10 protein-coding genes and 1 other RNA gene are annotated in these 13,966 nt (G+C 51.7%); all 11 read left to right on the forward strand.

What is annotated here, in order from left to right:
* Positions 1 to 61 precede the first annotated feature (61 nt).
* Positions 62 to 2,053, forward strand: coding sequence for a transketolase (tkt, locus tag Q3886_RS03660; RefSeq protein ID WP_301859811.1), 1,992 nt, complete (start codon positions 62 to 64; stop codon positions 2,051 to 2,053).
* A 146-nt stretch (positions 2,054 to 2,199) separates the two neighbouring features.
* Positions 2,200 to 2,378, forward strand: a non-coding RNA gene (ssrS, locus tag Q3886_RS03665) — 6S RNA.
* An 86-nt stretch (positions 2,379 to 2,464) separates the two neighbouring features.
* Positions 2,465 to 3,781: a replication-associated recombination protein A gene (locus Q3886_RS03670; protein ID WP_301859812.1), complete on the forward strand. Its 1,317-nt coding sequence runs from the start codon at positions 2,465 to 2,467 to the stop codon at positions 3,779 to 3,781.
* A gap of 20 nt (positions 3,782 to 3,801) precedes the next feature.
* Complete coding sequence (locus Q3886_RS03675) at positions 3,802 to 6,222, forward strand: DNA translocase FtsK (RefSeq protein ID WP_301859813.1); 2,421 nt, start codon at positions 3,802 to 3,804, stop codon at positions 6,220 to 6,222.
* 70 nt (positions 6,223 to 6,292) lie between these two features.
* Positions 6,293 to 6,688 carry a RodZ family helix-turn-helix domain-containing protein gene (locus tag Q3886_RS03680; protein ID WP_301859814.1) on the forward strand — a complete coding sequence of 132 codons (396 nt, stop codon included), beginning with the start codon at positions 6,293 to 6,295 and terminating at the stop codon, positions 6,686 to 6,688.
* A gap of 9 nt (positions 6,689 to 6,697) precedes the next feature.
* Positions 6,698 to 8,587, forward strand: coding sequence for a YgiQ family radical SAM protein (locus tag Q3886_RS03685; protein ID WP_301859815.1), 1,890 nt, complete (start codon positions 6,698 to 6,700; stop codon positions 8,585 to 8,587).
* Between the two features lie 5 nt (positions 8,588 to 8,592).
* A complete protein-coding gene (locus Q3886_RS03690; protein ID WP_301859816.1) occupies positions 8,593 to 9,639 on the forward strand; it encodes an ABC transporter substrate-binding protein in 1,047 nt (348 codons plus the stop codon).
* Between the two features lies 1 nt (position 9,640).
* Entirely contained in the window at positions 9,641 to 10,972 is a 1,332-nt protein-coding gene (rimO, locus tag Q3886_RS03695) for a 30S ribosomal protein S12 methylthiotransferase RimO (protein ID WP_301859817.1), read from the forward strand.
* Positions 10,973 to 10,988: 16 nt separating this feature from the next.
* Positions 10,989 to 12,242, forward strand: a complete 1,254-nt coding sequence (locus tag Q3886_RS03700) for a competence/damage-inducible protein A (protein ID WP_301859818.1) — start codon at positions 10,989 to 10,991, stop codon at positions 12,240 to 12,242.
* 9 nt (positions 12,243 to 12,251) lie between these two features.
* The gene (recA, locus tag Q3886_RS03705; protein ID WP_301859819.1) at positions 12,252 to 13,346 is read left to right on the forward strand and encodes a recombinase RecA; all 1,095 of its coding nucleotides are present in this window, start codon (positions 12,252 to 12,254) and stop codon (positions 13,344 to 13,346) included.
* Positions 13,343 to 13,753 (forward strand): regulatory protein RecX, encoded by a 411-nt coding sequence (locus tag Q3886_RS03710; RefSeq protein WP_301859820.1) that lies wholly within the window; start codon positions 13,343 to 13,345, stop codon positions 13,751 to 13,753. The genes recA and Q3886_RS03710 overlap by 4 nt, the downstream gene beginning before the upstream one ends.
* The last annotated feature ends 213 nt before the right edge of the window (positions 13,754 to 13,966 follow it).

The raw sequence follows: 13,966 nt of genomic DNA on the forward strand, positions 1-13,966 counted from the left end.
GGTATGTTCTTCATAATAAAAGGGTATAAGTAGTATATACGTATAAAGGAGCGATACTGTAATGAAGACAATTGACACGACTTGTGTAAATGCGATTCGCGTGCTTTCGGCAGATGCTATTGAAAAGGCCAATTCCGGCCATCCCGGTCTGCCTCTGGGCGCGGCTCCCATGGCATATGAACTGTGGGCCCATCATATGAAGCACAATGCGAAAAACCCCCAGTGGGTCAATCGGGACCGGTTTATCCTGTCCGGCGGACACGGCTCCATGCTGTTGTATTCGCTGCTCCATTTCTTTGGCTATGGCCTGACAATGGATGATATCAAGCAGTTCCGCCAGGACGGCTCCCGTACGCCGGGCCATCCGGAATACGGTCACACTGTAGGCGTAGAAGCGACGACAGGCCCCCTGGGTGCCGGCATGTCCATGGCAGTGGGCATGGCTATGGCTGAAGCTCATTTGGCAGCAGTTTTCAACAAGCCGGACTATCCTGTTGTCGATCATTATACCTTCGCTCTTGGCGGCGATGGCTGCATGATGGAAGGCATTTCGTCAGAAGCTTTTTCCCTGGCCGGCACGCTGGGACTGGACAAGCTGATTATTCTGTATGACAGCAACGCCATCTCCATTGAAGGCAGTACAGATATTGCCTTTACGGAAAATGTACAGGCCCGTATGGCTGCCTTTGGGTTCCAGACGCTGGAAGTAGCTGATGGTACAGATCTGGATGCCATTGGCAAAGCCATTGAAGCAGCGAAGGCTGATACGACGCGGCCGTCTTTCATTACGATTCATACGCAGATCGGCTATGGATGCCCGGCTAAACAGGGCAAGGCTTCGGCTCATGGCTCGCCGCTGGGAGCAGAAAATATCGTAGCCATGAAGAAGAATCTGGGCTGGCCCAAGCCGGAAGAATCTTTCTATATTCCGGACGAAGTATATGCTCATTATGACGAACTGAGCAAACAGGGAGCTGCTGCAGAAGAAACGTGGAATGCCCTGTTTGCTGACTATGCGGCAACATATCCGGATATGAAGAAAAAATGGGATGCCTTCCACAGCGCTGTTGACGGCAAGGCTCTTCTTGAAAATGAAGATTTCTGGGCATACGCCGATAAGCCGCAGGCTACGCGCAGCCTGTCCGGCGTCATGATTAACCGCCTGAAGACGCTGCTGCCGCAGCTCATTGGCGGCAGTGCTGATTTGGCACCTTCCAATAAAACCTATATGGATGGAGAAGGCGATTTCAGTAAGACTAATTATGGCGGACGAAACCTGCATTTTGGTGTTCGGGAACTGGCCATGGGCGGCATTACCAATGGCCTGGCTCTTCACGGCGGTGTCCGTCCTTATGCAGGCACATTCTTCGTATTCAGCGATTATATGAAGCCCATGATTCGCCTGGCTGCACTTATGCAGATTCCAACGACCTATGTCCTCACCCATGACAGCATTGGCGTCGGTGAAGACGGCCCGACTCATGAACCGATTGAACAGCTGGCCATGCTCCGGGCTACGCCGAATGTGACTGTCTTCCGTCCGGCTGATGCAACGGAAACTGCTGCCGGCTGGTATGTTGCCGTAACGAGTACGAAGACGCCGACAGCTCTCGTCCTGACTCGACAGAATCTGCCGCAGCTGAAAGGCAGCAGCAAAGACGCTCTGAAAGGCGGCTATATCCTGGCCGATGCAGGCAAGGCTGTACCAGATGCTATTGTCATTGCCAGCGGCTCAGAAGTCGCTCTGGCTGTGGAAGCCAAAGAACTGCTGGCTAAAGACGGTGTTGACGTGCGTGTCGTCAGCATGCCGTCAATGGAACTGTTTGAACAGCAGGACGAAGCATATAAAGATCAGGTTCTGCCCAAGACTGTACGGGCCCGTGTCGCTGTAGAAGCTGCTTCTGATTTCGGCTGGGGAAAATACATTGGCCTCGACGGTGCGACAGTTACCATGGATGGCTTCGGCGCCTCTGCTCCGGCAGGTACGCTGTTCAAAAAATTCGGCTTTACGGCAGATCACGTAGCTGACGTAGTTAAACAGGTTGTCAAATAGAATCGTTTTTTAGTACTTGTTTGTTGGAAAGGCCTCGCTAATCAGGTATAAGCGGGGCCTTTTCTGTTACAATATAGCATCCTTAACGTCAACGTCCTGTCAAGACTTGATTTTTCTTCTGTATTTCAGTATACTAAGGGCAAGAGAAAACCCTACTGTGTGCGTAATATGGTCTCGATGTTTTGAACCAACATCTTTTACATTGGGAGTTCGGACTCTGCACTGTCAGGCAATGCCTTCACTGGACTGCCGAGCTTTGCAGGAGAGCACCCACCTGCTCAGGCAGGCTCAAAACTCGGTTTATAAACGGCATGGTGGGGCTCTTTTCTTATGTAATTGTATATAGTATTGGCATATATTCCGCCGCTAAGATATCTTGGCGGCGTTCTGTTTACGTTAAGGAGCAAACAAATGAACGGAGACGATCTTTTTTCCATGGCTGACGAAGGACGTCAGTCCTTTGAACCTCTGGCAGTACGGATGCGCCCGCAGACGCTGGATGACGTGTTTGGACAGGACGATGTCGTTGGGCCAGGGACGTTTTTGCGGGAAATGATTCAGCGCGATACGATTCCGTCACTCCTTCTGTATGGCCCGTCCGGAGTTGGCAAAACGACGCTGGCTCATGTCATTGCCATGGAAACGCATAGTTCCTTTGTCCGTCTGAATGCTGTTACGGCAGGTACAGCAGAACTGCGCAAGGTCATTCAGACTGCCAAAGATGATGTTACGATTTATCAGAAACGGACGATCTTGTTTATCGACGAAATTCATCGATTTAATAAAGGGCAGCAAGATGTACTTCTGCCGTATGTCGAAGACGGCACGGTTATTTTAATTGGGGCAACGACAGAAAATCCCTACTTTGAAGTCAACCGGCCTCTTTTGTCGCGCCTTCGCGTCGTACCGCTGCAGCCATTATCCGAGTCTGCTGTGGCCGCTGTGTTGTCCCGCGCTCTTTCTGATAAAACAAAGGGCCTGGGCCAACTGCATCTGACCGCGTCAGACGATATATTGCGCACCCTTGCCCGACTGGCTGACGGTGACGCCCGGGTGGGACTGAATCTGCTGGAACAGACGGCTATGATGGTGCCAGCTGGCCAGGAGATTACCCATGAATATGTGGAAAAGGCAGCAGGACGGCAGGTGTATCGCTACGATAAAAAAGGGGACGCCCATTACGATACGGTTTCTGCATTTATCAAAAGTATGCGCGGCTCCGATCCCGATGCGGCGCTTCATTATCTGGCCCGCATGATTGAAGGCGGGGAACAGCCGTCTTTTATCGCCAGGAGACTGGTTATCTGCGCGGCAGAAGATGTGGGACTGGCAGATCCGCAGGCCCTGGTAATTGCCAATGCTGCAGCGCAGGCCGTGCAGTTTGTCGGCTGGCCGGAAGGCCGGATTATTTTATCGGAAGCCGTGATTTATGTGGCCTGTGCGCCGAAGAGCAACAGTGCCTATATGGCTGTAGATGCGGCTATTGCCGATGTGCGCCGCGGCGGCTGCGGCGATATACCGGCATACCTGCAGGACAGCCATTACAGCGGCGCCGCGGCTTTGGGACACGGAAAGGGATACCAGTATCCTCACAATTTCCCCAATGCCTGGGTACAGCAGACATATCTGCCGGAACCGCTGAAAGACCGCCAGTATTACCGGGAACTGTCGTATGGACAGGAAGCGGAAATGGCAGCGCGCTGGCATGAACGCCGCGGCGGCAAGTAAATAACAGAAGGTGAATACATTTGGCACAACAACGTACGCGTAAGACGGCGAAACCGGCGGCTTTGCGAAAAAAAAGGAAGACGTCTCAGGCAGGGCCGTCGCTTCTGAAATTTGAAATTATTGGATTATGCTGTATCTTTTTCGGTATTTTTTCCACTCTTGGCATTGTAGGCGTCGATACGGGCAGCATAGGCCATGGTCTGGACAGTATTCTGTCTTATGGATTTGGCATGGGCCGCATTGTCGTATCCCTTACATTCCTCGTAGCCGGGCTTCGGTATATTGTACAGCGCCGGGCCTGGCCCTTTACGCGCAGCTGGCTGGGCGGATGCTGGGGATATATTCTGCTGCTCACAGGCATTCATCTCGTATTTATTCCCAGCGGCACAGAGTTCATGCCCTTAAGTCTGAGCCTGGGCGGCGGCCTTTTCGGTGCTGTCATCGCCTCGATCCTGCGGGAGTGGTTTGGCCTGTACGGCGCCGATCTCGTATGGGTAGGTTCCGCTGCTGTAACCGTGCTGATCTGGAAGCAGTGGTCCATTTCACAGCCTGTGGCCAAGGCGTCTGTAAAGGCTTCAGAAGAAGTTACCAAAATGTCCGATAAAGCCGTAGAAGGCCTGCAGGGCGCTTCGGCAGCGATTAAAGAATGGCATCGTCCCCGTATTTTTGATTTACAGAAAGAAGGAGAGCAGGAACATCAAAAAAGTACGCCTTTGCCCCCTGAACATGCCAATGCAGGTGCAATTGCTCCGGCTCCTGCCGATCTGCCGGAAGAAGAAAGGGAAGAACCGGCCCGGTATACGCCAGTGTATACGGAAGATCAGGAACCGCTGACAGATCAGGATATTGATGCCATGGCTGAAGAAGAACCGGAAGTTTCGGAACATACAGCTCCGGCCGGAGCCGTTCAGGATGTACTGGAAGAAGAAATGGCCCATTTAAAGCCCGTAGAAGTTGAACCTGTAGCTGCAGCTGCCGATATGGGGCCGACCGGTGCCAGTGCTGTGCCCAAGGCCAGAGGAGAAAGTACGTACCGCCTGCCGCCGATGAGCATCTTGCATCACGGAAAAGAACAGAGCGGCGGCGTCAGCGATGAAGTGCGCCACAATGCCCGGATTCTGCAGGAAACGCTGCAGAGTTTCAATATTGATGCCAAAATCCTGAATGCCAGCCAGGGCCCGGCTGTTACGCGGTATGAAATTGAACCGGCTGCAGGTGTCAAAGTAAGCAAAATCGTTCATCTCGCCGATGATCTGGCTCTGAAGCTGGCGGCGACGGATATCCGCATTGAAGCGCCCATTCCCGGCAAAGCTGCTGTCGGCATTGAAGTGCCAAACCAGAAACTGGCCGGCGTCATGCTGCGGGATGTTCTGGATACGGAAGCTTTCCGGCGGGCTACTGGCGGCGTACCGGTTAGTCTGGGGAAGGATATTGCCGGCAATCCCGTCATTGCAGACCTGACCAAGATGCCTCATCTTCTCGTCGCCGGCTCTACCGGTTCCGGCAAAAGTGTATGCATTAATACTTTTATTGCCAGCATTTTGTTTAAACAGCGGCCAGAAGACGTAAAGATGATCCTCATTGACCCCAAGGTAGTAGAGCTGTCTAATTACAACGGTCTTCCTCATTTGCTGACGCCTGTCGTCACAGATCCGAAGAAAGCAGCCAGCGTACTGCGCTGGGCTGTTCGGGAAATGGATGACCGGTATAAACGATTTGCCCTTACGAAGACCCGTGATATTGGCCGGTACAACGAAACTCATCCGGAAGACGCCATGCCCTTTGTCGTTATTATTATTGATGAATTAGCTGATTTGATGATGGTAGCTTCCAATGACGTAGAAGAATCGATTTGCCGGCTGGCGCAGAAGGCCCGGGCTTGCGGCATGCACCTCGTCCTGGCAACGCAGCGGCCGTCTGTCGATGTCCTGACGGGGCTGATCAAAGCCAATGTGCCGAGCCGCATCGCTTTTGCCGTATCCAGCCAGGTAGATTCGCGGACCATTTTGGATATGGCCGGTGCTGAACGGCTTATTGGCAAAGGTGACATGCTGTATTATCCCATGGGTGCATCCAAGCCCCTGCGCGTACAGGGCGCCTTTATTTCCGACAGTGAAATTGACGAAATGGTGGAATTTATCAAGGCCCAGGGAGCACCGCAGTACGATGAATCTGTACAAAAGGCCCAGTCTGACGGAGACAATGGCGGAATAGACTTTTTTGAAGATGAATTGATGAGTCAGGCCATCGACATGGTTTTGGAAACAGGACAGGCATCGGCGTCCATGCTCCAGCGGCGGTTCCGTATCGGCTATACGCGGGCAGCCCGGCTGGTCGATACGATGGAAGCCATGGGAATTGTAGGCGCCAATAATGGCAGCAAGGCCCGGGAAATTCTCATGACTGCCGATGAGGTACAGCAAAAGTATTTCAATGTATAACGGTTCTTTCCCCTTTGCCATATATGTTATATAATATACAATACGAAAGGTGTAAAAGGAGGGAAACAGCGTGTCAACTGTTGGCGAAATTTTGCGGTCAGAACGAGAACGGCAGGGACGGACACTGCAGGAGGTTTCCGACGCCTTGAATATAAAACCTGCCTATTTATCGGCTATTGAAGCGGACCGATATGAGGACATTCCCGGCGTAGTTTTTGTAAAGGGATTTATCCGAAATTACGGGGCCGATTTATCCATGGATGGGGCAGCGTTAGTACAGGAATATAAACGTACCTTTTCGGGGCGGACGCCGCAGCCGGAAGTGCGCAGTGTTGTGAAAGCAAAGAAGAAGCACATTCTGCGACATAGTGGAAAGAAAACGATCAGAAAGGGAAAATGGCCGGAAATTACGATTATTGCCGGCGTCGTCATTTTTCTTCTGCTGATTATGTGGATTGTGCTGTAGAGGAGAAGTATGGCTGATAATTTTTTGGTTACGAGCCGGGACGATATGAGGCGCCGCGGCTGGGATCAACTTGATTTTGTATATATTAACGGCGATGCATACGTAGATCATCCCGGCTTTGCTGCAGCCGTTATTGGCCGGGTGCTGGAGCAGCGGGGCTATCGCGTAGGCCTTATTTCGCAGCCTGACTGGCATAGTGCTGAGCCTTTTAAAGCACTGGGAAAGCCGCGGCTGGCGGCGCTGATTACGGCAGGAAATCTCGATTCCATGCTCAATGAGAAGACGGCGGCAAAAAAATTCCGCAGCCGTGACAACTATTCGCCAGGCGGAGAACCGGGACGGCGGCCGGAACGGGCGACCATTGTCTATGCCAACCGCATGAGAGAGGCCTATAAAGATGTGCCCATCATTATAGGCGGCATCGAAGCCAGTCTGCGGCGGTTTGCTCATTACGATTACTGGTCCAACAAAGTGCGCCATTCCATTTTGCTGGACAGCAAGGCGGACATCCTGAGTTACGGCATGGGGGAACATTCGGTAGTTGAAATTGCCGATGCCCTGGCCGAAGGAAAGACGACGGCAGAAATGTATGCTATTCGCGGCATTTGTTATGTAACCAGTCACGCTCCATTGTCGGACAAGGCAGTTATGTGCCCGTCGTATGAAGAGGTGCGGGACAGTAAAAAAGCCTTTGCCGAGGCGTTTAGAATACAATATGCCGAACAGGATCCGTACCGGGGAAAAACGATTATTCAGCCGTCAGAAAACCGTTTTGTCGTGCAGACGCCGCCGGCCCTGCCGCTGACAACGGAAGAAATGGATGCCCTGTATGAACTGCCTTTTCAGCGGCGGTGGCATCCTGATTACGATGCAGCCGGCGGCGTACCGGCGCTGCAGGAAGTACAGTTCAGCCTGACCAGCCAGCGCGGCTGTTTTGGCCATTGCCATTTCTGTGCTATTACCAGTCATCAGGGGCGGATTATTCAGCACCGCAGTCATGCTTCGCTGATTCGGGAAGCGACAGCTATGACGAAAATGCCGGAGTTTAAGGGATATATTCATGATGTCGGCGGCCCTACAGCCAATTTCCGCCATGTTGCCTGTGCGAAACAGATGAAAGTCGGTGCATGCCGGGATCGGGAATGCATTGGCAGCACGATTTGTCCCAATCTCGATACGTCTCATGACGATTACAGACAGCTTCTTAAGGAAATCCGGCAGATACGGGGAGTAAAGAAAGTATTTGTCCGCTCCGGCCTGCGCTATGATTACGTCCTGGCTGATCATAATAAGCAGTTTGTCCGGGAATTATGCCAGTATCATGTAAGCGGCCAGCTTAAAGTAGCACCGGAACATGTAGTAAAACACGTAACCGATTTGATGGGCAAAGCCGGTGTTGATGATTTTATGAAGTTTAAAGCCTGGTTTGACGAAGCCAATCAGCAGCTGGGAAAAAAACAGTATCTTGTTCCGTATTTTATGTCCAGCCATCCAGGCTGTACCCTGAACGATGCTATTGCTCTGGCTGAATTTCTCCGGGATATGCATATGCAGCCTGAACAGGTGCAGGACTTTATTCCCACGCCAGGCAGCCTGTCTACGGCCATGTATTATACCGGCATCAATCCCTTGACCGGAAAAAGCGTGTATGTTGCCCGGCGTCCGGAAGATAAACAGATGCAGCGGGCATTAATGCAGTATAAGAACCCGGCTAATTACGATATCGTTTATAAGGCGTTGTGCCTGGCTGGCAGACGGGATCTGATCGGGTATGGGCCGAAGTGCCTGATTGCACCTCGACGGAACCGGCATGCAGCGGGGAATCGCGCTGCCACAGATGGCAATGGTACCCGGCACAGCCGGCGCCCTGGACAGGGAAAACGGCGAAAAACGAGGTAAGATGTATGAAAAGATATATTCCCATTGCCGCCGTGATTGTTTTTGTCATAGCGGCCCTGGCCTTTGGCAATCATCTGCTGGTTCTGAAGAAGCAGGCAGCAGCTCAGGCTGCATATGAAGCAGAACGGCATCTTGTGGTCTATTCAGATATGCCGGAAGATGTAAACCGGAATTTGGCAGCAGCTTTCCATAAACGAACAGGTCTGCGCGTTCAAATTCAAACGCGTACAGATGATGAACTGTATACCCTGTGGCGCAGCGACGGCAAAGAAGGCCCGCCAGCCGTCCTTATTGCATCGGAACCGGTTCTGCGGGAACAGAAAGCTCATCAGGTACTGCGTCCCTATGCTTCGCAGTTTACGGAGTCCGTTCCATATCCGCAGAAAGACAGTGACGCCATGTGGACTGGCCTGTGGCTGGACCCTATGGTCTTCATTATTCACAATGAGTATTATGCCCGGCGGGGCATGCATATCCGAACGTGGGATGATCTGCTGACAGATCCGACCCTGCGGGTTGCCTTCCCCGATTTGGCGGCTACCGATATGGCCGGTGACTTCCTCTGCTCCTTTGTTGAGGTAAAGGGGACAGAAGCAGCAGGACTGTATTTAAAAGCCCTGCAGAGCCATATCAGCATGTATTCAAAAGTAATGGCAGCCAATGTACGCCGTGTTGCCGGCGGAGAAGCGGATATTGGCATTGTCGACGGCGCTACTGCCCGGCAGTACCGGCAGGACGGCATGCCCATCTATATCGTATATCCCCGAGACGGCACTTCATACTGGCTGACCGGTGCAGCTGTGACAAAGTGGTGCCGCGATGATGAACTGGCCCAGGCCTTTATGGACTGGCTGTATTCGCGGGATGTAGATGACGTCTTGCGGGGAAGCCATTTATACTTAACATATGCCAACAGCGATGCCAGAAAAATACTGGATTCTCGTGGTCAGGAACTGATTCTGTTTCCGGTTCAGAAACAATATACCGGTGAAGGACGCCGGGATCTGCAGGATTGGTGGATTAAGTCGGTCCGCTTTGGAAAAGGAGAATAACGTGGAAAAAATTGGATTTGTCAGTCTGGGATGCTCAAAAAATCTTATTGATACAGAGGTTATGCTGGGTATTCTGCGCGATAAGCATATGGAAATTACGGAAGATCTGGCTGAGGCCGACATTATTATTGTCAACACCTGTACGTTTATTGAAAAGGCAAAACAGGAATCGATTGATACTATATTGAAAGCGGCGGCCTATAAAACGGAAGGGCACTGCCAGATGCTTATCGTAACGGGCTGTTTGAGCCAGCAGTATAAAGAGGAACTGCTTAAGGAAATGCCGGAAATAGATGCCCTGTTGGGCACAGGCTCGTGGGACCGCATCTGGGAAGCTATTGATGCCGTCAAACAGGGACGGCGGGCCTGCTTTATGGATAATGTCAGCCATTTGTATGACCAGACGACGAGCCGCCTGCGGACGACGCCGTCATACAGTGCGTATGTAAAAATTGGCGAAGGCTGCAATAACGGCTGTTCCTTCTGCATTATTCCCCATGTCCGCGGCCGCCTGTACAGCCGGCCTGTCGATTCGGTGGTCGCAGAAGTCAGGCAGCTGGCAGCTGATGGGGTTAAGGAAATCAATCTCATTGCCCAGGATACGACCAGCTACGGCGTCGATCTGGCCGGGCATTCTCTGCTGCCGGACCTGCTGCGGCAGCTGGTGAACATTGAGGGCATTCGCTGGATTCGTCTGTTTTATCTGTATCCTCACTATTTTACAGACGAACTGATGGATCTGATTATTACAGAAGATAAGATCTGTCCCTATGTCGATTTACCGCTGCAGCATATTTCACAGCCTGTGCTGCAGCGCATGAATCGCCGTGATACGGAAGATGATGTGCGCCGCCTGGTAGATAAGCTCTGTGCTCATGGGAGAAAGCTGACCCTGCGGTCTACGTTTATCGTCGGTTTTCCCGGTGAAACAGAAGAAGAATTCCAGACGTTGTGCGACTTTGTAGAACAGACGAAATTTGACGATGTCGGCGTATTTACATATTCACAGGAAGAAGGCACGCCGGCGGCCAAGATGGCAGATCAGATTCCGGAAGACGTCAAGGAAGAGCGTTATCATGCGCTCATGGCGATTCAGGCTAAAGTATCGGAACAGCGCAATCAGGAACTGGAAGGAACGCTGCATACGATGCTCATTGAAGACGTGACTGAAGAAAACGGGCACCGTCAGGCTGTAGGCCGTATTGAAGTACAGGCCCCGGAAGTAGACGGCCTGACCTATCTGGAAGAGGCAGGCACTGTCAAACCAGGCGATATGGTGCCTGTACGTATTGTCCAGGGATTTGCTTACGATTTAGTTGCCGAACAGGTGTAACGGGGAGGGATGACAGATGCTGGTAGAACTTGTGACGACAGGATCAGAACTGTTGCTGGGCGAAATTTTGAATGATAATTCCCGGTATTTATCGCAGCAGTTGAATATGCTGGGCTATTCTGTCGTCTACCATACAACAGTCGGCGATAATCCGCAGCGAATGGAGCTGGCTATTCGCGAAGCCCTGTCACGGGTTGATATGGTTATTACGACTGGCGGCCTCGGACCGACGCAGGGGGATATGACCAAGGACATTGGCGCAAAGATCATGCATCTTCCCCTGGAATACCATCCGGAAATTATGGAAACAATTCGGCAGTGGATTGCCGTACGCCATCCAGAACGGGAAGTGACGGAAAATCAGCGGCGTCAGGCTATGATTCCTGCTGGGGCCGATATTTTTTCCAACGGCGTCGGTACTGCTCCTGGCGTAGCGATCCGCAGTCATGGAAAGGTGCTGGTTCATCTGCCTGGTCCTCCTTCGGAAATGCGCTGGATGTATCAGGAACGGCTGAAACCGTATTTGCTGCGTACCTTTGGTTCGCAGGGATATATTAAGTCCCTGTATATCAAGATTTATGACATGGGCGAAGCCTTTATTGAGGACAGACTGATGGACCTGGTACAGCATCAGGGCAATCCCACCATTGCCATGTATGCCCGGCCAGGGTTTGTAGAAGTACGCATTACGGCTAAAGCTGCAGATGAAGCGGCAGCTGAAGCCATGCTTGCACCGCTGCATCAGGAGCTGAAAAAACGCCTTCATCGCACGGCAGTAGCCTATAATCAGGAAACGATTGCCCATGTACTGGGGCGGGAACTATTGGCCAGAACCATGACCGTCAGTGCTGCAGAATCCTGTACCGGTGGCCTCGTAGGCGCCCTGATTACGGATGTTCCCGGTTCGTCTGCGTATTTTCTGGGATCAGCCGGAACGTACTGCAATGAAATGAAAGAACATATTCTCGGCGTGTTGCCGGAAACCTTGGCGACCTATACGGAAGTAAGTGAACAGACGGCCTGCGAAATGGCTGAAGGAAGCCGTCGGCTGTACGGATCTGATATAGCTATCAGTACGACTGGTATTGCTGGCCCGGGCGGCGGTACTGCCGATAAGCCCGTAGGTCTTGTGTATACAGGAATTACCGGACCATGGGGGACGATTGCCCATCGGGATGTATATCCCGGCGGGAGAACAGAAGTAAAACGCCGTGCTGCGACGAGAGCCATTTACTATGCCGTTCAATATATTTTACAACATACACGATAGGAGGATTTTATGGAAGCGAAACAAACAGCGCTGGAAAATGCCATGCGCAAAATCGAAAAGGATTTTGGCAAGGGCGCTATCATGCGTCTTGGCGATTTGGCAGATAAGATGAATCTGGAAGTCATCTCTACCGGTTCTCTGGCTGTCGATCTGGCCGTTGGCGTTGGCGGATATCCCCGCGGGCGGGTCATTGAAATCTATGGCCCTGAATCATCAGGCAAGACGACGCTGGCTCTGCATGCCATCGCATCGGCGCAGAAGGCCGGCGGCATTGCAGCCTTTATTGATGCCGAACATGCCCTGGATCCCGTATATGCCCGCCATCTGGGCGTCGATACGGCAGAACTGCTCATTTCCCAGCCCGATAATGGCGAACAGGCCCTGGAAATTACGGAAGAACTCGTTCGCAGCGGCGCTGTTGATATTATCGTCGTCGACTCCGTTGCCGCCTTGGTGCCGAAAGCGGAAATTGAAGGGGAAATGGGCGATTCCCACGTAGGCCTGCAGGCTCGCCTCATGAGCCAGGCCCTGCGCAAACTGACCGGCATTATTTCCAAATCCAAGGCCATTGTCATCTTTATCAATCAGCTTCGTGAAAAAGTAGGCGTCATGTTTGGGAACCCTGAAACGACGACTGGCGGCAGAGCGCTGAAATTCTATGCATCTATCCGCATGGAAATCCGCAAAGGGGAAGCTATTAAATCCGGCAGTGACGTTATCGGCAACCGGGCCCGCATTAAAGTAGTCAAGAACAAAGTAGCGCCGCCGTTTAAAAACTGTGAAGTCGACATCATGTACGGCACAGGCATATCAAAAGAAGGGACGATTCTGGATATTGGAACGTCTATGGATATTATTGAAAAAAGTGGCACCTGGTATTCCTATAAAGGCGAACGGTTAGGCCAGGGGAAGGAAAATGTCAAGAAATTCCTGAAAGAACATCCGGAAATAGCTGGAGAAATTGAACAGATTATCCGGGATACGTTGGCAGCAGAACCGGAAAAGTTTGATGAAGTTATGGAAGAAACGCAGGAAGAAAGCCAGGATGCTGTGACTGTGCCGGATACCTATGAAGATCAGCCGGCAGATGATGAATCTGTATGACCTATGAAGAAGCCTATGCCAAAGCACTGCGGCTGCTGAATGTCCGCTTTCTCAGCGAAAAGGAGCTGCGGCAGAAACTGATGCGCAGTGGTGCCGGCGATGCGGTAATTGACGATGTCGTGCAGACCCTTCAGGAAGAGCGGTTTCTGGATGATCTGCGCTTGGCCTATCAGGTCTATGCCTATTATGCCAGAAAAGGACAGTATGGTCATGCCTATATTGTCAATAAATTGCGTCGGCGGGCCTTACCCATTCCAGAAGACGTAGAACGGCCGGACGAGCTGACTGTGGCAGAGCAGCTGGTGGCAAAAAAATTTGCCTGTGAAGAGGACAAGCGAAAAATTGCCAGATACCTGCAGAACCGGGGCTTTGCACCGTATGTCATCCGAGATATTGTGCAGGACTAGTAGAGACATTGCATATACAGAAGAGGATATTGCCGTGAGCTGCCTCTCAATTGTCAGCCTAAACAGATAACGATTGGGAGGTCAGCTCAGGGGAGATATCCTCTTTTTGCATTTCTGTCAGCAGAGATGCCGGCAGGAAAGAAGTATGGTACAGATAAAAAAAGAGTAATCCATTGTAGTAAATAAGGTACAATAAAAAGAAAATGCGTTGAC

The sequence above is a fragment of the uncultured Megasphaera sp. genome (assembly GCF_958350005.1).
Taxonomy (GTDB): Bacteria; Bacillota; Negativicutes; order Veillonellales; family Megasphaeraceae; genus Megasphaera.